Below are 19185 nucleotides of genomic sequence, written 5' to 3'. Positions count from 1 at the left end.
GTCCGGCTCACCGGCCTCGGCCGGCCTCGGCGGGCCACGTCCTTCGAGACGCGGCCTGCGGCCGCTCCTCACCATGAGGAGCAACTGTGCCGAGTGGCCGCGCAGCCGGCGACCGCGCCGCCCTCCGCCTCACTCCGCCTTCAGCAGCACGTGCTTCTTCTTGCCGAGCGACAGCTTGATCACGCCGTCGCCGCCGAGGTGCTGCGGCCCGAGCTGCATCTTCTCGTCCGTCACGGTCACGTCGTTGACTTTAAGGCCGCCGGCCTTGACCTGCCGGCGGGCCTCACCGTTGGAGGCGACGAGGCCGGTCTTCTCGGCGAAGGCGACGAGAACGCCCAGCCCCTTGTCGAGCTCGTCGCGCGAGACGGCGACGGTCGGCAGGGTCGCGGCGAGGGCGCCTTCTTCAAAAGTCTTGCGGGCCGTCTCGGCAGCCTGGTCGGCCGCGGCGCGGCCGTGCACCAGGGCGGTCGCCTCGGTGGCGAGGATCTTCTTCGCCTCGTTGATCTCGGCGCCGCCGAGCGCGGCGAGGCGCTCGATCTCGGCGAGCGGCAGCAGCGTGAACAGCTTGAGGAACGAGACGACGTCGCCGTCCTCGGTGTTGCGCCAGAACTGCCAGTAGTCCCACGGGCTCAGCATCGCCGCGTCGAGCCACACGGCGCCGGCCGCGGTCTTGCCCATCTTGGCGCCCGATGCGGTGGTGAGCAGCGGGCAGGTCAGCGCGTGGAGCTGATGCGTCCCCATGCGGCGCCCGAGATCGATGCCGTTGACGATGTTGCCCCACTGGTCGGAGCCGCCCATCTGCAGGTTGCAGCCGTAGCGCCGGGCCAGCTCGACGAAGTCGTAGGACTGCAGGATCATGTAGTTGAACTCGATGAAGGAGAGCTCCTGCTCGCGCTCGAGCCGGAGCTTCACCGAGTCCATGGTCAGCATGCGGTTGATCGAGAAGTGGCGACCGACCTCGCGCAGCATCTCGATGTAGTTGAGCGTCGTCAGCCACTCGGCGTTGTCGGCCATGACGGCGTCGGTCTTGCCGTCGCCGAAGGTCAGGAAGTTCGAGAACACCCGCTTGATGCTGTTCTTGTTGTCGTCGATCTGCTCGTAGGTGAGCATCTTGCGGGTCTCGTCGCGGCCCGAGGGATCGCCGACCCGGGTCGTGCCGCCGCCCATCAGCGCGATCGGCTTGTTGCCGGTCTGCTGCAGCCAGTGCAGCATCATGATCGTGATCAGGTGGCCGACATGCAGCGACGCCGCCGTGCAGTCGTAGCCGACATAGGCGACGAGCGCGTTCTTCTTCGCCAGCGCGTCGAGCCCGGCCGCATCCGACACCTGGTGGATGAAGCCGCGGCTCTCCAGGGTGCGGAGAAAATCGGACTCGTACGTGCTCATGACCCTCGTCCTCGCTGCGGGGAGACAGGCGTCGCGGTCGCGTCGCGCCGCCGAACAGGCATCGCCGGAAGCGTCGTGGCGAACCGCGCGCGGGCGCGCTCGACGCACCCGGCCTCGGGCCGGTGATGTATCAGGTCCATCGCCGATTTCAAACGGCGCGCCCGCAGACCCCGCCGTCCGCCGAAGCCCGGTCGGGGCGCCGATGCAATCGGGAGCGGTCGCGGGGCCGGCGTCGGGCAAAGCGTCGTCGTGCGGCCACGGCGGGCCGACGAGGCGCGACGGCGCCTCTCGCTTCGCCGCGCCGCGATCCGCCGCGGCGTGATCCGCGCAACCGAAAGTTATGGTCCGGCTTTTCGTTTCGATAGAGGAAGCATCGGGCTGCGGTCTGCGATCCGGCGCGGCACGATCTCGTCAGAATTTCTTAAATAACTTTGGTTCTACTGCCGCATGCCGCGGAAATTCTTCCGGTGGGGCCCGGCGCTCGACCGCGGCCGGCCGCGCAGCCCCGGGACATGTCCCCGATGACCTCCTTGTCGACCCGCTCCGCTCGCGGCCTCAAGATCACCACCACGCTCTATGCGCTGTTCGGCGTCAGCGCCGTCATCATGGGCGTTCAGGCCGGTCTGGCGCTGCGCGAGTCGTGGACGCAGGCCGCGCTCACGGCGGAAATGGAGGAGGCCGCCGTCGCCAACCGGGCGCTGTTCGACGTCATCCAGAACACCGTGGTGGAGCGCGGCATGATGTTCGTCGCCCTGCAGGCCGAGGCGCCGGCCGATGCCCGCCTCGGCGAACAGTTCGCGACGTTCCGGAGCAAAGCCGCGCCGGCGATCGAGACCGTGCTGGCGGCCTGTAGCCGGCTGCGCTGCGCCGACGGCGATGTCCCGGGAACGCTGCGCCGCATGCTGGCCGATGTCGCCGCGGTGCGTGCCAAGGCCGACGCCGCCGTCAAGCTGCCGCTGAAGGAGCGTCCGGCGGGTCTCGCCAAGGAGTGGTTCCAGACGGCGCAGACCATCGGCAACGAGTACGAGCGGGTCTCGGCCGCGCTCGGCGACAAGATCCGCATGGTCGATCCGGTGGTCGCCGAGCTCGTCGGCATCAAGGACGCGGCCTGGCTGGCGCGGGCGGCCGGCGGCCGCGAGCGCACCGCGGTCCAGCAGATCCTGCAGAAGCGTGCCCTGCCGCCGGAGCTGCGCGACCAGCGCCAGGCGCTCGGCGGCCAGACCGATGCGGCCTGGCAGGTCGTGAAGGGCCTGGCGGTCCGGCCCGGCGTGCCGGCGGCCGTGGTGGCTGCGGTCGCGGACGCCCAGACGAAGCGCTTCGAGACCTATCCGAAGGCGCGCGCCGAGATCGAGAAGGCGTTGAGCGAGGGGCGCGAGTCGCCGATCGGCAACGACGAGTATGTCCGCATCGCCAATGTGTCGCTCGATGCGCTGGTCGCCATCTCGACCCGGGCGCTCGAGGCGATCATCGCGCATGCCGAGGCGGGCGCGGCGGCCGCCCGGAGCGGGCTCCTGATTAACGCCGGCGTGCTGGCACTCGCCGTCATGGTCGGCCTCGTCGGCATTCTGATCGCCTGGCGGCGGATCGGCCGGCCGCTGTCGCAGCTCACCGGCGGGATGCGGGCGCTGGCGAATGGCGACCTCGACGTCGCGCTGCCCGGCGTCGACCGCGGCGACGAGATCGGCGAGATCGCCCGTGCCGTCGAGGCGTTCAAGGTGAAGGCAGCCGAGACGGCGCGGCGCGACGCCGAGGCGCAGGCCGAAGCGGAAGGCCGCGCGGCCGAAACTCGCCGCCGGGAGATGCACCGGCTCGCCGAATCCTTCGAGGCGGCGGTCGGCGAGATCGTCGAGACGGTGTCGTCGGCGGCCACCCAGCTCGAGGCGTCGGCCGGCACCCTGACCCGGACGGCCGAGACGACCCGCGACCTGTCCGCCACCGCGGCGTCGACCTCGGAGCAGGCGTCGACCAGCATCCGCAACGTCGCCACGGCGACCGGCGAGATGACCCGGTCGGTCGACGAGATCAGCCGCCAGGTGAAGGACTCGACCCGCATCGCCGCCGAGGCGGTCCGCCAGGCCGAGCAGACCGACCGGCGGATCGGCGAGCTGTCCCAGGCCGCCGCCCGCATCGGCGACGTCGTCAAGCTGATCACGGCGATCGCCGAGCAGACCAACCTGCTGGCCCTCAACGCCACGATCGAGGCGGCCCGGGCCGGCGAGGCCGGCAAGGGCTTCGCGGTCGTCGCCCAGGAGGTGAAGGCGCTGGCCGGGCAGACCGCCAAGGCGACCGGCGAGATCTCCGGCCAGATCGCCGGCATGCAGGCGGCCACCGAGGACTCGGTCGCCGCCATCAAGGAGATCGGCTCGACCATCGGCCGCATCGCCACGATCGCGTCGACCATCGCCGCGACCGTCGAGGCGCAGGGCGCCGTGACGTCGGAGATCGGCCGCGAGGTGCAGGAGGCGTCGACCGGCGCCGGCACGGTGGCGACGACCATCGGAGCGGTGAGTCGCGGCGCCGGCGAGACCGGAGCGGCTTCGGCCGAGGTTCTCGCTTCGGCGCGGGCGCTCGCCGGCGAGAGCAACCGGCTGGAGCTCGAGGTCGAGAAGTTCCTGGCGACCGTCCGGGCCGCCTGACCGGCGGCGTGACGGGGCGCTCGCCGGCCGAGGGCCGGGTCGGGATCAGCCGGTGCGGCGGCCGCGCGGCTCGGGGCGGGTGGTCGCGGTGGCGAGGCGCTTGTCGAGATACGAGGTGATGGCCTGCATCAGCGGCTCGATCTTCTGGTCGAAGAAGTGGTTCGCCGACGGGATCACCTTCTGCTCGATGACGATGCCCTTCTGGGTCTTGAGCTTCTCGACCAGCGTCTGGACGTCCTTGTAGGGCACGACGGCGTCGCGCTCGCCATGGACGATCAGGCCGGACGACGGGCAGGGGGCCAGGAACGAGAAGTCGTAGAGATTGGCCGGCGGGGCGATCGAGATGAAGCCCTCGATCTCGGGCCGCCGCATCAGCAGCTGCATGCCGATCCAGGCGCCGAACGAGAAGCCGGCGATCCAGCAGCCGCGCGCCTCCGGATTGATGGCCTGGGCCCAGTCGAGCGCCGAGGCGGCGTCGGACAGCTCGCCCTGGCCGTGATCGAACGAGCCCTGGCTGCGGCCGACCCCGCGGAAGTTGAAGCGCAGCACCGAAAAGTTGCGGTGCGCGAAGGCGTAATAGAGCTGGTAGACGATCTGGTGGTTCATCGTGCCGCCGAACTGCGGATGCGGATGCAGCACGATGGCGATCGGCGCGTTCTTCACCCGCGACGGGTGATAGCGCCCCTCGATCCGGCCGGCGGACCCGTTGAAGATGACCTCAGGCATGCTCTCGAACCTCGTCCTGCCGGGCAGTGCTGCGGCACCGCCGCCCCGACCCCGCCGCGGCGCCCTTGACGTCGCCGGCGTGGCCCGCCTATCTGACTACGACGCCTCGAATTTCCGGAATGGTTCCTGGCCGTTGGACGGCGGTGACGCCGGTCGGTGGCGCGGCGCCATGGTCTAGCATGAGCACCGGGGCGAAAAGCAAGGTTTTCGTGCAGCCGGCGCAGCCGGGCCGGCCCGTCGCCCGGAATGCCGTCCGCGATGGGGCCGGCGGCTGATCCGCCCGGACCGCGGCCTCGTACCTCTCTCGGACCCGGAACTCCGCCCCAAGACCATGAGCGAGCGCGCCTATCTCGATTGGAACGCCACCGCGCCGCTGCGCCCGGAGGCGCGTGCCGCGATGCTGGCGGCGCTCGACGCCGGCAACCCGTCCTCCGTACATGCCGAGGGACGGGCGGCCCGTGCACTGGTCGAGGACGCCCGCGCCGTCGTCGCCCGGCTGGTCGGCGCGGCGCCGCGGAACGTCGTCTTCACCTCGGGCGGCACCGAGGCCAACACCCTGGCCCTGACGCCGGGGCTCGCGGTCGGACCGGACGCGGCGCCGCGCGACCGGCTCCTGGTGTCGGCGATCGAACATCCGTCGGTGCGGGCCGGTGGCCGGTTTCCGACGAACGCTGTCGACATCCTGCCGGTGACGTCCGACGGAATTGTCGATCTGGCCGCCTTGGAAGCCCGGCTGGCGACGCTTGCCGTTGAAAAGATTGGGCTTCGGCCGTTGGTATCGCTCATGCATGCGAACAACGAGACCGGGGTGGTGCAGCCGATCGCCGCCGCGGCGGAGCTGGTCCACGCGGCCGGAGGGATCCTGCATGTCGATGCCGTCCAGAGCGCCGGAAAGCTTCCCTGTGACATCGCGGCGCTCGGGGCCGACCTGATGACGCTGTCCGGCCACAAGATCGGCGGTCCGAAGGGTGTCGGAGCCCTGGTGCTGCGGTCCGGCGACATCCACGTCACCGCGCCGGTGCTGACGGGCGGCGGGCAGGAGCGCGGCGCCCGCGCCGGCACCGAGAACGTCGCGGCGATCGCCGGCTTCGGCGCGGCGGCGGCCGCAGCGGTGCGCGATCTCGCCACCGCCGGCGCCGCCATGGCGGCGCTGCGCGACGCCCTGGAAGCCGGAGCGGCGGCGGCCGCCCCCGGGACCGTGGTGATCGCGCAAGGCGCGCCGCGCCTGCCCAACACCAGCCTCCTGACGCATCCCGGCCTGAAGGCCGAAACGGCCGTGATCGCTCTCGACCTCGCCGGCGTCGCCGTATCGTCTGGTGCGGCCTGCTCGTCCGGCAAGGTCGGCGCCTCGCAGGTGCTCGCCGCGATGGGCGTGCCGGCCGATCTGGCCGCCGGCGCCGTGCGGGTGAGCCTCGGCCCGACAACCAGTGAACGCGACGTTTCGACCTTCGTCGACGCTTGGAAGCAGCTCGTACGTAGACTATCTAAGGGAGGATGCGGTATTGCCGCGTGACCCGTTCACATGTGAGCCGGTCGGGACCCGACCGGCCGCAACCGCCCCGTTCATCATCGCAGGTGATCTTCCGCAGGACGAACACCATAGGGCAACATCCAACCCGCGGTCCTTGAAACCGCAGTGGAGGGAATGAGATGCCGGCCGTGCAGGAGACCGTCGAGCAGGTCAAGAGCATCGACGTCGACCAGTACAAGTACGGTTTCGAGACGCAGATCGAGACCGAGAAGGCGCCGAAGGGACTGTCCGAGGACATCGTCCGCTTCATCTCCGCCAAGAAGAACGAGCCCGCCTGGCTGCTGGAGTGGCGGCTGGACGCCTATCGGCGCTGGCTCACCATGGACGAGCCGACCTGGGCGCGCGTCGATTATCCGAAGATCGACTACGCCGACCTCTACTACTACGCCGCCCCGAAGGCCTTCGTGGCGCCGAAGTCGCTCGACGACGTCGATCCGGAGATCCTGCGGACCTACGAGAAGCTGGGCATCCCGCTGCGCGAGCAGGAGATCCTCGCCGGCGTGGTGCGCGAGGACGGGACCGAAGGCCCGGCCGGCGGCACCCGGGTCGCGGTCGACGCGGTGTTCGATTCGGTCTCGGTGGCGACCACCTTCAAGGAGGAGCTGAAGAAGGCCGGCGTGATCTTCATGCCGATCTCGGAGGCCGTGCACGAGCATCCCGAGCTGGTGCAGAAGTATCTCGGCTCGGTCGTGCCGGTGACCGACAACTTCTTCGCCACCCTGAACTCGGCCGTGTTCTCGGACGGCTCCTTCGTCTACATCCCGCCGGGCGTGCGCTGCCCGATGGAGCTGTCGACCTATTTCCGCATCAACGAGAAGAACACGGGCCAGTTCGAGCGCACGCTGATCATCGCCGACAAGGGCTCCTATGTGAGCTACCTGGAAGGCTGCACGGCGCCGCGCCGCGACGAAAACCAGCTCCACGCCGCCGTGGTCGAGCTGATCGCGCTCGACGACGCCGAGATCAAGTACTCGACGGTCCAGAACTGGTACCCGGGCGACTCGGAAGGCAAGGGCGGCATCTACAACTTCGTCACCAAGCGGGGCGACTGCCGCGGGGCGCGCTCGAAGATCTCGTGGACCCAGGTGGAGACCGGCTCGGCCATCACCTGGAAGTACCCGAGCTGCATCCTGCGCGGCGAGGGCTCGCGCGGCGAATTCTACTCGATCGCGATCTCGAACGGCCGCCAGCAGGTCGATTCCGGCACCAAGATGATCCATCTCGGCAAGAACACGACGAGCCGGATCATCTCCAAGGGCATCGCGGCGGGGCGCTCCGACAACACCTATCGGGGCCTCGTCTCGGCGCACCGCAAGGCGACCGGCGCGCGCAACTTCACCAACTGCGACTCGCTGCTGATCGGCTCGCACTGCGGCGCCCACACGGTGCCGTACATCGAGGCGAAGAACGCCTCCGCCGTGTTCGAGCACGAGGCGACCACCTCGAAGATCTCCGAGGACATGCTGTTCTACTGCATGCAGCGCGGTCTCTCGCCGGAAGAAGCGGTGGCGCTGGTCGTCAACGGCTTCGTGCGCGACGTGCTCCAGCACCTGCCGATGGAGTTCGCCGTCGAGGCGCAGAAGCTGATCTCCATCAGCCTCGAAGGCTCGGTCGGCTGATCGACACGTCCGCGGCGGCGATGTGCAGACACGCCGCGCGGACCCTCATCCCATTTGACGCGTGACGCCCGGCCGCTGCGATGCAGGGCGGGACAACACGAGGTGAAATCGAAATGTCGCTTCTGGAAATCAAGAACCTCGAGGCCTCCGTCGAGGACCGTCAGATCCTCCGGGGCGTGAACCTCACCGTGAACCCGGGCGAGGTGCATGCCATCATGGGCCCGAACGGCTCGGGCAAGTCGACGCTGGCGCATGTGCTGTCCGGCAAGGACGGCTACGAGGTGACCGGCGGCGAGGCGCTGCTCGACGGCGTAGAGCTGCTGGACATGGCGCCGGACGAGCGCGCCGCGGCGGGCCTGTTCCTCGCCTTCCAGTATCCGATGGAGATCCCGGGCGTCGCCACCATGACGTTCCTGCGGACCGCGATGAACGCGCAGCGCAAGAAGCGCGGCGAGCCGGAGCTCTCGACGCCGGAGTTCATGAAGCGGGTGCGCGAGGAGGCCAAGAACCTCTCGATCGATCCCGAGATGCTCAAGCGCCCCGTCAATGTCGGCTTCTCGGGCGGCGAGAAGAAGCGCGCCGAGGTGCTGCAGATGGCGCTGCTCCAGCCCAAGCTCGCGATCCTCGACGAGACCGACTCGGGGCTGGACATCGACGCGCTGAAGATCGCGGCCGAGGGCGTGAACCGGCTGCGCTCGCCCGAGCGCGGCATGATCGTGATCACGCACTATCAGCGGCTGCTCAACCACATCGTCCCGGACATCGTCCACGTGTTTTCGCGTGGTCGTATCGTTCGCACCGGCGGCAAAGAGCTGGCGCACGAGCTTGAGGCCAAGGGCTACGCCGACTACGAGCAGGAGGCGGCGGCCTGATCGCAGATCGCGCCCTCCGAGCCCGCGACGAATTCCGGATGACCTGATCATGACCCGACCGACGACCGCCAACACCGATTCCGCGAGGACCGACGCCGAGCAGGCGATCGCGACCGCCTTCGACGGCGTGAAGGACCGGCTGCCCGGCGCGGCGCCGGTGAGCGCGCGCCGCGCGGCCGCGTTCGAGACCTTCGCCGCTGCCGGCCTGCCGACCCGGCGCGTCGAGACCTGGAAGTACACGGATCTGCGCGCCCTGATGCGCGAGGCGAAGCCGCTGGCGCAGCCGCCGGGCGAGATCGGCAAGGTGCGGGCGCGCGCCCCCGGCGCCCTCCTGGCCGGTGTCGACCTGCGCCGCGTCGTGATCGCCGACGGCGTCCTGGTGAAGGACCTCTCGGATCTCGACGGGCTGGAGCCCGGCCTGTCGATCGGCTCGCTCGCCGATGCTCTGACGCGGGGCGACTCCGAGGTGACGGGGCAGCTCGGCGCCCAGAGCCCGGCCGAGAAGGACGTCGCCTTCGCGCTCAACACCGCGTTCATGGGCGACGGCGCCGTGATCCGGGTCGCGCCCGGCGCGAGGATCGCGCGGCCGATCCATCTCGTCTTCTGCTTCACCGGCCCGGTGCCGGCGGCCGTGTACACCCGCTCGCTGGTGAGCGTCGGGGCCGGCGCGGCCGTCACGCTGGTGGAGAGCCACGAGGGGCCGGACGGCCTCGACTATCAGATCAACACCGCTCTCGACCTCGTCGCCGGCGACGGCGCCGAGATCGATCACGTCAAGATCGGGCTCGACGGCGCGTCCGCCCTGCACGTCGCGACGCTGACGGCGGCGCTCGGCCCGCATGTTCGTTACAACGATCTCGTCGTCGCGCTCGGCGGCGCCGCGGTGCGCAACCAGTTCTTCGTGCGCTGCGACGGCTCCGGAATCGCGCTGTCGCTCAACGGCGCAACCATGCTGAAGGGCCGCCAGCACGCCGACGCGACGCTCGTCGTCGACCATGCGATCGGCGGCTGCGTCAGCCGCGAGATCTTCAAGGGCGTGCTCGACGGCGAGAGCCGCAGCGTCTTCCAGGGCAAGATCGTGGTGCGCCCCGACGCGCAGAAGACCGACGGCAAGATGGCCTCGCACGCGCTCCTCCTGTCGGAGACGGCCGAAGCCGACCACAAGCCGGAGCTCGAGATCTTCGCCGACGACGTCGTCTGCGGCCATGGCGCGACGGCCGGCTCGCTCGACGAGGATCTGCTATTCTACCTGATGGCGCGCGGCATCCCGAAGAAGGAGGCCGAGACGCTGCTGATCCAGTCCTTCGTCGGCGAGGCGATCGACACGGTGACCAACGAGGGCATCCGCGATGCCCTGACGGCCGCGACGTCGCGGTGGCTCGAGGCACGGGAGTAGCACGAGACGCGGTCCGTCGGGGCCGCGCGTGCGCATCACATGACCCATCCTGCGGTACAGAACGGCTCCTACGACGTCGCCCGCATCCGCGAGGACTTTCCGGCGCTGTCGCTGAAGGTCTACGGCAAGCCGCTCGTCTATCTCGACAACGCCGCCTCGGCCCAGAAGCCGACCGCGGTGCTCGATCGGCTGACGCACGCCTACACGCACGAATACGCCAACGTGCACCGTGGCCTGCACTACCTGGCGAATGCCGCCACCGAAGGCTACGAGGGTGCGCGCGAGAAGGTGCGGGCGTTCATCGGTGCGGCGCGCGCCGAGGAGATCGTCTTCACCCGCAACGCCACCGAGGCGATCAACCTGGTCGCACAGACCTTCGGGCGCGAGCGCATCGGGGAGGGCGACGAGATCGTCCTCTCGATCATGGAGCACCACTCCAACATCGTGCCGTGGCATTTCCTGCGCGAGCGCCAGGGCGCCGTGATCAAGTGGGCGCCGGTCGACGACGAGGGCAATTTTCTCCTCGACGAGTTCGAGAAGCTGCTGACCGACCGTACCAAGATCGTCGCCATCACCCAGATGTCGAACGGGCTCGGCACCATGGTGCCGGTCAAGGAGGTGGTGCGCATCGCGCACGCCCGCGGCATTCCGGTGCTGGTCGACGGCGCGCAGGGCTCGGTGCATCTCGACGTCGACGTCCAGGACATCGGCTGCGACTTCTATGTGATCACGGGCCACAAGCTCTATGGCCCGAGCGGCATCGGCGCCCTCTACGCCCGCTACGACATTCTCGACAAGATGCCGCCCTTCCTCGGCGGCGGCGAGATGATCCGCGAGGTGTTCGAGGACCGGGTCACCTACGGCGACCCGCCGCACCGCTTCGAGGCCGGCACCCCGGCGATCGTCCAGGCGATCGGCTTCGGCGCGGCGCTCGACTACATCAATTCCATCGGCCGCGACCGCATCCGGACGCACGAGGAAAAGCTGCTCGCCTATGCCACCGACCGGCTGCGCGAGATCAACTCGCTCCGCATCATCGGCACGGCGCGCGAGAAGGGGGCCATCGTCTCGTTCGAGATGAAAGGCGCCCATCCGCACGACATCGCCACCATCATCGACCGGTCCGGTATCGCAGTGCGGGCCGGCACCCACTGCGTGATGCCGCTCCTGGCGCGGTTCGGCGTCACCGCCACTTGCAGGGCCAGCTTCGGGCTTTACAACACGGTCGAAGAGGTCGACCGTCTGACCGAGGCCCTGATCAAGGCGCAGGACATGTTTGCATGAACGAAACGACGAAGGCGGCCGAATCCGCTGCCCCGGCGGCTGCCGGCGCGAACGCGACGGTCTCGGCGCCGTCCGGCTCGGCGCTGCCGGCTGAGGAGATCCGGCGCATGACCGACGACATCGTCGCGGCGCTGAAGACCGTCTACGACCCGGAGATACCGGCCGACATCTACGAGCTCGGCCTGATCTACCGGATCGAGATCAACGACGACCGCTCGGTGGCGGTCGACATGACCCTGACGACGCCCAACTGCCCCTCGGCCCAGGAGCTTCCCACCATGGTGGAGAATGCCGTGCTGACGGTGGCCGGCGTCGGCCCGGTCGATGTCGCGGTGGTGTGGGACCCGCCCTGGGACCCGAGCCGGATGTCGGACGAGGCGCGGGTCGTTCTCAACATGTGGTAGGCGCCGGTCGCGGCGCCTCGGCGGTGGCCCCCCGGCCGCGAAGGAGAGACGAGATGGCGCAAGAGGTCGTGAGCTCACAGACCGCGAGCAGGGCGCCGGCATCCCGGCGGCCGCGCCCGCAGGTGATCCGGCTGACCGACGCGGCGGCGTCGCGGCTCAAGCAGATCATGGCGAAGGCGGAGACGCCGATCGCCGGCGTGCGCATCGGCGTCAAGAACGGCGGCTGCGCCGGCATGTCCTACACGATGGAATATGCATCGGCGGTCGCGCCGACCGACGAGGTGATCGAGGACAAGGGCGTGCGGGTGCTGGTCGATCCGAAAGCCGTGCTGTTCCTGCTCGGCACCGAGATGGATTTCAAGACCGAGAAGCTCTCCGCCGGCTTCGTGTTCACCAACCCGAACCAGGTCTCGGCCTGCGGCTGCGGCGAGTCGGTCCAGATCAAGCCGGCCGAGGTCGAGGCGTGATCGCGCCGACACTAGCCGCTACGAGGCGATCCGCTTGGTGTCGAGCGGCACGACCTCGGGGTCGGTCTCGCACACCACCATGTTCCGGCCGGACCGCTTGGCCGCGTAGAGGCAGGCGTCGGTGCGCTCGATCAGGCTGTGGATGGTGTCGGCCGGGCGCAGCGTCGCGACGCCGCACGAGATGGTGACGCGGCCCAGCATTTCGCGGGTCGAGCGCTTCATCAGCTCCTTGCCCATCACGGCGCGACGGATGTAGTCGGCGACCGTGGTGGCGGCGCGCAGTGGCGTCTCCGGCAGGATGACGGCGAACTCCTCGCCACCGTAGCGGGCGGCGACGTCCTGGCCCTTGACGTTCTGCTTCACCGACAGCGCGACGAGCCGCAGCACCTGGTCGCCGGTGAGATGGCCGTAGGTGTCGTTGAAGCGCTTGAAGTGGTCGATGTCGGTGAGGATCAGCGACAGCGCCTGACCCTGCGTCGCGGCCTGCTCGACCAGACGGACGAGGGCGTCGTCGAAGCACTTGCGATTGGCGAGCGTGGTCAGCGGATCGGTCAGGCTCTCGCTGCGCAGCTCTTCGAGGTTCTGCTGCAGCTTGGCGATCTCGCCCTTGGAGGCGCCGAGGCGCTGCTCGAGCTCGCGGTTGCTGGTCTCCATCTCCTTCACGGTGCGCAGCAGATCGCCGATCACCTGATGGATGGCGGTGGCGTCCTCGGCGTGGCCGAGCTGGTCGCTGGCGTCGGCCAGCGTCTCGGTCGCCCGGCTGGTGGAACCCATGGCGGCGTCGATCACGGCCATGATCTGATCGATCTTGCCGGCGACCTTGCCGCCGATCGACTCGATCTGCTCGCCGAGCCGCGACGGCGCGAAGAACTGCGCGTGCAGCCGGTCGACCTCGTCGGTCGACAGCTTGCCGGTCTGCGCGAGGCGGTCGTTGATGGCGGCGTTCAGGGGGGCGTTGTAGCCGGTCGCGTAGTGGTACCAAAGCTCGTAGTGGCGCGGCGCCGCGGAGATGCGCAGCGCCTCGATCTGGTCGAGGGCGACTTTCGCGAAGGAGATGGTGCGATCGAAATCGTCCGCCCTGCCCGACATCCGCGTACTCCAACCCTGTGGGGAGTACGGCCGGGCGCCCGGTGGCGCCTCGTACCGTCTGATCGGACGTTAAGGCGGCGGGCTAAATTTGACGTAAACGGGCTGTGATAAACCCGATCACCCGAACGGGTAGGGCGGTGTCCCAGACATAGGCCTAGAAGACTAGAACGCCGACATTTCGCCCGGATTTCGAGCATGAACGCCCAGCGCAAGGACCGTTGAAAGAGAGCAGAGCGCGAAACCGTCGGGTGGCGCGACGCGCCACGCGGGCCGGACGCCGAGGGCGGGGTGGCCCGCACCGAGGGCGGCGTCGGCGGGCGGTCAGGCCTTCACGCGCACTGGGCGCAGCAGGAAGGCGGGCAGCCAATTCTCGATGTCGTCCGGCGCCTCGTCGCGTGATGCGCGGCGGCGGGCCGTCTCCAGCGGGGTGACGGTGGCGTCCCGCTTGCCGCGGCCGGGCCGACGCGAGTCGTCCGCCGGACGCGGAGCCTTGTCGCGGTTGCCGCGCTCCTGGGTGCCGCGCTCCTGGTTGCCACGGTCCTGGGCGGCGCGGGGCTGGTTCCCACGCTCCTGGCCGAGCTCCGGCGCCTCGCGCGACTCCTGACGGTCGCGCGGCTGGCCGTCGCGCGAGCGGCCGCGGGCGGGGCGGCCCTCGCCGTCCTGCGCCTGGCCGCGGCCACGACGGGGCATGCGAGACCCCATGCGGACCGGCTCGCGCGGCCCGTCGTCCTCGGCGAGGTCGTCGGCGGGCGGATTGCCGTGCCACTCGATGGTGCGGCCGATCAGCTTCTCGATCGCCGCCACGGCCTTGCTGTCGGCCCCGGTGACCAGGGTCAGCGCTGTGCCCGAGCGTCCGGCCCGGCCGGTGCGGCCGATGCGGTGGACATAGTCGTCGGCATGGTGCGGGACGTCGAAGTTGAAGACGTGGCTGACGTCCGGGATGTCGAGGCCGCGGGCGGCGACGTCGGAGGCGACCAGCAGCGTCACCTCGTTCTTGCGGAACTGGTCGAGCGCCGCCATGCGCGAGCTCTGGTCCATGTCGCCGTGCAAGGCGACGACGGAGAACTTGTGGCGCAGCAGCGAGCGGTAGAGGGTCGCGACCTCGCGCTTGCGATTGCAGAAGATGATCGCGTTCTTCAGGCCCTCGGCCTGGCGGATCAGCCGGCGCAGCACCTCGCGCTTGTCGTGCGGCTCGCGGCCGGCCTTCACGAGGCCCTGCGTGATCGTGTCCACCGTGCTGGCCGCACGGGTGACCTCGACCTTCATGGGATTGTGCAGGAACTGCTCGGTGATGCGCCGGATCTCCGGCGGCATGGTGGCGGTGAAGAACAGCGTCTGGCGGGTGAAGGGGACGAGCTTGCAGATGCGCTCGATGTCCGGGATGAAGCCCATGTCGAGCATGCGGTCGGCTTCGTCGATCACCAGGAGCTCGACGCCGGTGAGCAGCAGGCCGCCGCGTTCGGTGTGGTCGAGCAGGCGGCCGGGCGTCGCGATCAGCACGTCGACGCCGCGCGTCAGCTTGGTGTCCTGATTGCCGAACGACACGCCGCCGATCAGCAGGGCGACGTTGAGCTTGTGGTTCTTGCCGTACTTGATGAAGCTCTCCTCGACCTGCGCGGCGAGCTCGCGCGTCGGTTCGAGGATCAGGGTGCGCGGCATCCGGGCGCGGGCGCGGCCCTGCTCGAGCTTGGTCAGCATCGGCAGAACGAAGGCGGCGGTCTTGCCGGTGCCGGTCTGGGCGATGCCGAGCACGTCACGATGGGCGAGGACGTGCGGGATGGCCTGTTCCTGGATCGGGGTCGGCGCGGTGTAACCCGCGGACGCGACCGCATCGAGCACTTTTTCGGACAGGCCGAGATTGGCGAAAGACATGGATCCTCGAAGGTGAACGCCCGCAGGGTCCAGCCGTGCCGGTCAAAACATCGACGACGGTGTGCGGGATGGACGGTCGAACATACGGCGAACCGACGCCCGACAACATAGGGGGACGGGTTGCAATGTCAATGCTCCGCGCCGCGATGAGTTAAGTAAACGCCGAAAATTCCTGTCGTTTCTTCGTCACAGTCGGGGTTTGCACCGATTCCGCGGGCGACCTCTTCGGCCCCGGTCGGCACCGGGGCGCGCGCCGGCCCGGCGCCGAAACCGCGCCGACGGCCGTCCCGGGGTGGATGCGGCCGGGTCCGGGCGGCGGGGGAAATGTGCCAGCGTTTCCCGCTCGACGGTCTTCTCCGGGGCCCGGCCGACCTCCTACAGGAGGTTGCAGACCAACAATAATCATTCGGGAGGAGACGATGCGCACCGAGGTCGCCATCATCGGCGCGGGTCCGGCCGGGCTCATGCTGTCGCTGCTGCTGAGGCGGGAGGGGATTTCCTCCGTCGTCCTCGAATCCCGCAGCCGGGCCTATGTCGAGCAGCGGGTCCGGGCGGGGCTGCTCGAGCACTGGGCACGCGAGCTCCTGATCGAGATCGGGGCGGGCGAGCGGTTGCAGCGCGAGGGGATGGTCCACGACGGCATCAAGCTGAGCAGCGACGGCCGGCTGCATCACATCGACTTCCGGCAGCTCGTCGGGCGAATCGTCACCATCTACGACCAGAAGGAGGTGGTGAAGGATCTGATCGCACTGTCGCTCTCGCAGGGCGGCGAGATCCTGTTCGAGGCCGAGGCGACCGGTCTGGAGGGGATCGAGAGCGACCGTCCTGTCGTGCATTTCCAGCACGGCGGCGAGGCGAGGACCATCACCTGCGACTTCGTCGCCGGCTGCGACGGCTTCCACGGCATCGCGCGGCCGTCCATCCCGGACGGCGTGCTCACCGTCTACGATCGCGGCTACCCGTTCGGCTGGCTCGGCATCCTGTCGGAGTCGCCGCCGCCCGCCGACGAGCTGATCTACGCCTATCACGAGCGCGGCTTCGCGCTGTTCTCGATGCGCTCGCCGACGCTGTCGCGGCTCTATCTGCAATGCGCGCCGGACGAGGACGCCGAGCGCTGGTCGGACAGCCAGGTGTTCGACGAGCTGGAGGCCCGCCTCGGCGGCTCGTGCGCGCTGGCGCGCGGAAAGGTTCTCCAGAAGAGCGTGACGCCGATGCGCAGCGTGGTCGTCGAGCCGATGCAGCACGGCCGGCTGTTCCTGGCCGGCGATTCCGCCCACATCCAGCCGCCGACCGGCGCCAAGGGCATGAACCTCGCCTTCGCCGACGTCGTCTATCTGTCGCGCGCGCTCACCGCGCATTATCGGCAGAACCGCGACGACGCGCTCGCCGGCTACTCGCGCACGTGTCTCGACCGGGTGTGGAAGGCGCAGCGCTTCTCCTGGTTCATGACCCAGCTCCTGCACCGCTTTCCCGACGAGACCGCCTTCGATCGCCGCCGCCAGCAGGCCGACATCGGCTACGTGGCCGGCTCGGTCGCCGCCGCGACGGCGCTGGCCGAGAACTATTCGGGGCTGCCGCTCGCCTGACGGCGGCCGTTTGGCGGCGGCGCGAATGGAGACGACGCGACCCGACAGAGGGTGAACGGCGGCTTGCCGGGACGGACGGCATTTGCATCGAGAACGACGGGATTTTGCGGTCGTCGGCGAGGGCTTCCGTAACCGACCTCCGCTAGCCTGTTCGGGTGTGGAGTTGTCTGGAATGATCACCGTCCCCCGCATCCGCCGTCTCGACATCGCGCTGCTGCTCGGGCTGCTCGGCCTCGCGCTGTGGTCCCAGCCGGGGCGCTCCGAGTCGTTCTCCGAGAAGCTGACGCGACAGCTCAACGCCAACGCCCAGCGCGAGGCCCTGAACTCGCTCTCCCGCGGCTTCGCGGTCGACGAGGCGGCCATCAAGGCGACCCTGCCGGACGGCGCCGACCGCCGCATGGTGCTGCGCACCCGCGCCTCGCTGTACGAGAAGGTCGCCGACTTCGAGCGGGCCGAGGCGGACTTCAGCGAGCTCGTCGCGCTGTCCCGCAACGACCCGGCCATGTATCTCGACCGCGGCTATTTCTATCTGCGCCGCCACCGCTTCGCCGACGCCCTCGCCGACTTCGCGACGGGGGCCCGCATCGAGCCGCGCAAGCCCGTCTATCCGTATGCGATCGGCCGCGTGCATGCCGCGATGGGGGCGCACGATCGCGCCATCGAGAGCTACAACGACGCCATCAGGCTCGACTGGCAGGACGGCCGCTCGTTGCTCGCCCGCGCCGAGGCGAAGATCAATCTGGAGCGCTACGACGAGGCCAAGGCCGACTACAACCGGGCGCTCCGCGCGGCGCTGCGCGATCGCAACGACCGCTTCTTCGCGTTCCTCGGCCGCGGTTATGCGGCGCTGGTGACGGAGGAGTGGGAGGCCGCCGTGGCGGACTTCGACCGGGCCCTGGAGCTCGACGAGAAGGCGTTCAGCGCCATCGTGTGGCGCGGCTACGCCAACGAGCGGCGCGGCCGCATCGATCTCGCCATCGACGACTACGAGCGCGCCGTTTCCTACGATCCCTCCGACGCGAACAGCCGCAGCAGCCTGCAGCGCCTGCGCTCGAAGTGATCAGGTCGCGGGCCGCGCCGCGGGGCTCCTCTTAACCTCTCCCCGCGTGCGGGGAGAGGTCGACGCGCGCAGCGCGGCGGGTGAGAGGGCCTTTCCCCGATGCAGAGAGCTGATGCAGAGGTCCCAGGCGTAGAGACTCGCGGCGGCGCCCCCTCACCCGGACTTCGCGCCTGCGGCGCGAACTCCGACCTCTCCCCGCCAGCGGGGAGAGGTGAGAAGCCCGCTCACACAAGCCCGTTTCACACGCCCAAAACGCCCTTGAAATACGCGATGGTCGGCTTCAGGCCGTCCTCCAGCGACACGGTCGGCGCCCAGCCGAGCGTCCGTTGCGCGAGACCGATGTCCGGGCAGCGCTGCTTCGGGTCGTCGGCCGGCAGCGGCTTGAAAGTGAGCTTCGAGCGGCTGCCGGTCAGCTTCAGCACCAGCTCGGCGAGCTCCAGCATGGTGAATTCGCCCGGATTGCCGATGTTGACCGGGCCGACGAATTCGGCCGGCGTGTCCATCATCCGCAGCATGCCCTCGATCAGGTCGTCGACGTAGCAGAACGAGCGCGTCTGCTGGCCATCGCCGTAGATCGTGATCTCCTCGCCCTTGAGCGCCTGGACGATGAAGTTCGACACCACGCGGCCGTCGTTCGGATGCATGCGGGGGCCGTAGGTGTTGAAGATGCGCACCACCTTGATCTCCAGCCCGTGCTGGCGGTGGTAGTCGAACATCAGCGTCTCGGCGCAGCGCTTGCCCTCGTCGTAGCAGCTGCGCGTCCCGATCGGGTTGACCCGGCCCCAGTAGTCCTCGCGCTGCGGATGGATCTCGGGGTCCCCGTAGACCTCGGAGGTCGACGCCTGCAGGAGGCGCGCCTTCACCCGCTTGGCGAGGCCGAGCATGTTGATGGCGCCGTGCACGCTCGTCTTGGTCGTCTGGACGGGATCGAACTGGTAGTGCACCGGGCTCGCCGGGCAGGCGAGGTTGAAGATGCGGTCGACCTCGACATAGAGCGGAAACGTCACGTCGTGCCGCGACAGCTCGAAATTGGACTTGCCCAGCAGATGCGCCACGTTGCGGCGCGAGCCCGTGTAGAAGTTGTCGATGCACAGGACCTCGTGCCCGGCCGCCACCAGCCGGTCGCACAGATGCGAGCCGAGGAAGCCGGCGCCGCCGGTCACCAGGATCGAGGTGTCGTCCATGAAGCCGTCTCCGCGGGGGTGCCCGTCGAATGCCGGGTGCTTGTGGCAGGAGCGGGCCGCGACAACAAGGGGG

General features: G+C 69.3%; 15 protein-coding genes. 10 read left to right on the top strand and 5 right to left on the bottom strand.

All coding sequences use genetic code 11. The features are described from left to right. Nucleotides 1–129 precede the first annotated feature (129 nt). Complete coding sequence (gene tyrS / locus CCR97_RS03385) at nt 130–1386, bottom strand: tyrosine--tRNA ligase (protein ID WP_111359420.1); 1257 nt, start codon at nt 1384–1386, stop codon at nt 130–132. A 521-nt stretch (nt 1387–1907) separates the two neighbouring features. On the opposite strand from tyrS, the gene CCR97_RS03380 reads away from it, so the two are divergent. Next, the gene (locus CCR97_RS03380; RefSeq protein WP_201159299.1) at nt 1908–4022 is read left to right on the top strand and encodes a methyl-accepting chemotaxis protein; all 2115 of its coding nucleotides are present in this window, start codon (nt 1908–1910) and stop codon (nt 4020–4022) included. A gap of 45 nt (nt 4023–4067) precedes the next feature. Here the strand turns inward: CCR97_RS03380 and CCR97_RS03375 are convergent, their stop codons facing one another. Continuing rightward, complete coding sequence (locus CCR97_RS03375) at nt 4068–4748, bottom strand: alpha/beta hydrolase (protein ID WP_111359419.1); 681 nt, start codon at nt 4746–4748, stop codon at nt 4068–4070. 331 nt (nt 4749–5079) lie between these two features. Here CCR97_RS03375 and CCR97_RS03370 point away from each other — a divergent pair, with 331 nt between their 5' ends. The 7 genes from CCR97_RS03370 (at nt 5080) to CCR97_RS03340 (ending at nt 12321) form a co-directional block, all read left to right on the top strand. Further along, complete coding sequence (locus CCR97_RS03370) at nt 5080–6261, top strand: cysteine desulfurase family protein (protein ID WP_201159298.1); 1182 nt, start codon at nt 5080–5082, stop codon at nt 6259–6261. A 137-nt stretch (nt 6262–6398) separates the two neighbouring features. After that, nucleotides 6399–7898: a Fe-S cluster assembly protein SufB gene (gene sufB, locus CCR97_RS03365; RefSeq protein ID WP_111360151.1), complete on the top strand. Its 1500-nt coding sequence runs from the start codon at nt 6399–6401 to the stop codon at nt 7896–7898. Nucleotides 7899–8011: 113 nt separating this feature from the next. Next, nucleotides 8012–8770 carry a Fe-S cluster assembly ATPase SufC gene (sufC, locus tag CCR97_RS03360; RefSeq protein WP_111360152.1) on the top strand — a complete coding sequence of 253 codons (759 nt, stop codon included), beginning with the start codon at nt 8012–8014 and terminating at the stop codon, nt 8768–8770. Nucleotides 8771–8819: 49 nt separating this feature from the next. Beyond that, entirely contained in the window at nt 8820–10166 is a 1347-nt protein-coding gene (sufD, locus tag CCR97_RS03355) for a Fe-S cluster assembly protein SufD (protein ID WP_201159297.1), read from the top strand. A 39-nt stretch (nt 10167–10205) separates the two neighbouring features. After that, nucleotides 10206–11450 (top strand): cysteine desulfurase, encoded by a 1245-nt coding sequence (locus CCR97_RS03350; protein WP_111357956.1) that lies wholly within the window; start codon nt 10206–10208, stop codon nt 11448–11450. Continuing rightward, entirely contained in the window at nt 11447–11854 is a 408-nt protein-coding gene (locus tag CCR97_RS03345; protein ID WP_111357957.1) for an SUF system Fe-S cluster assembly protein, read from the top strand. The genes CCR97_RS03350 and CCR97_RS03345 overlap by 4 nt, the downstream gene beginning before the upstream one ends. Before the next feature lie 53 nt (nt 11855–11907). After that, nucleotides 11908–12321 (top strand): HesB/IscA family protein, encoded by a 414-nt coding sequence (locus CCR97_RS03340; protein ID WP_111357958.1) that lies wholly within the window; start codon nt 11908–11910, stop codon nt 12319–12321. A gap of 18 nt (nt 12322–12339) precedes the next feature. Here the strand turns inward: CCR97_RS03340 and CCR97_RS03335 are convergent, their stop codons facing one another. After that, complete coding sequence (locus tag CCR97_RS03335) at nt 12340–13410, bottom strand: GGDEF domain-containing protein (protein WP_111357959.1); 1071 nt, start codon at nt 13408–13410, stop codon at nt 12340–12342. 321 nt (nt 13411–13731) lie between these two features. Continuing rightward, nucleotides 13732–15282, bottom strand: a complete 1551-nt coding sequence (locus tag CCR97_RS03330; RefSeq protein WP_111357960.1) for a DEAD/DEAH box helicase — start codon at nt 15280–15282, stop codon at nt 13732–13734. A 419-nt stretch (nt 15283–15701) separates the two neighbouring features. Between CCR97_RS03330 and CCR97_RS03325 the strand changes: the two genes are divergently transcribed. Further along, entirely contained in the window at nt 15702–16868 is a 1167-nt protein-coding gene (locus CCR97_RS03325) for a 4-hydroxybenzoate 3-monooxygenase (RefSeq protein WP_111357961.1), read from the top strand. 172 nt (nt 16869–17040) lie between these two features. Continuing rightward, nucleotides 17041–17928, top strand: coding sequence for a tetratricopeptide repeat protein (locus CCR97_RS03320; RefSeq protein WP_111357962.1), 888 nt, complete (start codon nt 17041–17043; stop codon nt 17926–17928). 239 nt (nt 17929–18167) lie between these two features. On the opposite strand, the gene CCR97_RS03315 is transcribed toward CCR97_RS03320, so the two are convergent. After that, on the bottom strand, nt 18168–19112 hold the full coding sequence (locus CCR97_RS03315; RefSeq protein WP_111357963.1) for a UDP-glucuronic acid decarboxylase family protein: 945 nt from the start codon (nt 19110–19112) through the stop codon (nt 18168–18170). Between the last annotated feature and the right edge of the window lie 73 nt (nt 19113–19185).

Origin of the sequence: Rhodoplanes elegans (assembly GCF_016653355.1) — a bacterium.
GTDB classification, from domain to species: Bacteria; Pseudomonadota; Alphaproteobacteria; order Rhizobiales; family Xanthobacteraceae; genus Rhodoplanes; species Rhodoplanes elegans.
The sequence above is the reverse complement of the archived record's forward strand: the minus strand, read 5'-3'. Positions and strand labels throughout refer to the sequence as shown.

Coding starts and splice junctions, on each gene's coding strand:
- tyrS (WP_111359420.1), bottom strand. CDS start 1,386: ATGAGCACGTACGAGTCCGATTTTCTCCGCACCCTGGAGAGCCGCGGC.
- CCR97_RS03380 (WP_201159299.1), top strand. CDS start 1,908: ATGACCTCCTTGTCGACCCGCTCCGCTCGCGGCCTCAAGATCACCACC.
- CCR97_RS03375 (WP_111359419.1), bottom strand. CDS start 4,748: ATGCCTGAGGTCATCTTCAACGGGTCCGCCGGCCGGATCGAGGGGCGC.
- CCR97_RS03370 (WP_201159298.1), top strand. CDS start 5,080: ATGAGCGAGCGCGCCTATCTCGATTGGAACGCCACCGCGCCGCTGCGC.
- sufB (WP_111360151.1), top strand. CDS start 6,399: ATGCCGGCCGTGCAGGAGACCGTCGAGCAGGTCAAGAGCATCGACGTC.
- sufC (WP_111360152.1), top strand. CDS start 8,012: ATGTCGCTTCTGGAAATCAAGAACCTCGAGGCCTCCGTCGAGGACCGT.
- sufD (WP_201159297.1), top strand. CDS start 8,820: ATGACCCGACCGACGACCGCCAACACCGATTCCGCGAGGACCGACGCC.
- CCR97_RS03350 (WP_111357956.1), top strand. CDS start 10,206: ATGACCCATCCTGCGGTACAGAACGGCTCCTACGACGTCGCCCGCATC.
- CCR97_RS03345 (WP_111357957.1), top strand. CDS start 11,447: ATGAACGAAACGACGAAGGCGGCCGAATCCGCTGCCCCGGCGGCTGCC.
- CCR97_RS03340 (WP_111357958.1), top strand. CDS start 11,908: ATGGCGCAAGAGGTCGTGAGCTCACAGACCGCGAGCAGGGCGCCGGCA.
- CCR97_RS03335 (WP_111357959.1), bottom strand. CDS start 13,410: ATGTCGGGCAGGGCGGACGATTTCGATCGCACCATCTCCTTCGCGAAA.
- CCR97_RS03330 (WP_111357960.1), bottom strand. CDS start 15,282: ATGTCTTTCGCCAATCTCGGCCTGTCCGAAAAAGTGCTCGATGCGGTC.
- CCR97_RS03325 (WP_111357961.1), top strand. CDS start 15,702: ATGCGCACCGAGGTCGCCATCATCGGCGCGGGTCCGGCCGGGCTCATG.
- CCR97_RS03320 (WP_111357962.1), top strand. CDS start 17,041: ATGATCACCGTCCCCCGCATCCGCCGTCTCGACATCGCGCTGCTGCTC.
- CCR97_RS03315 (WP_111357963.1), bottom strand. CDS start 19,112: ATGGACGACACCTCGATCCTGGTGACCGGCGGCGCCGGCTTCCTCGGC.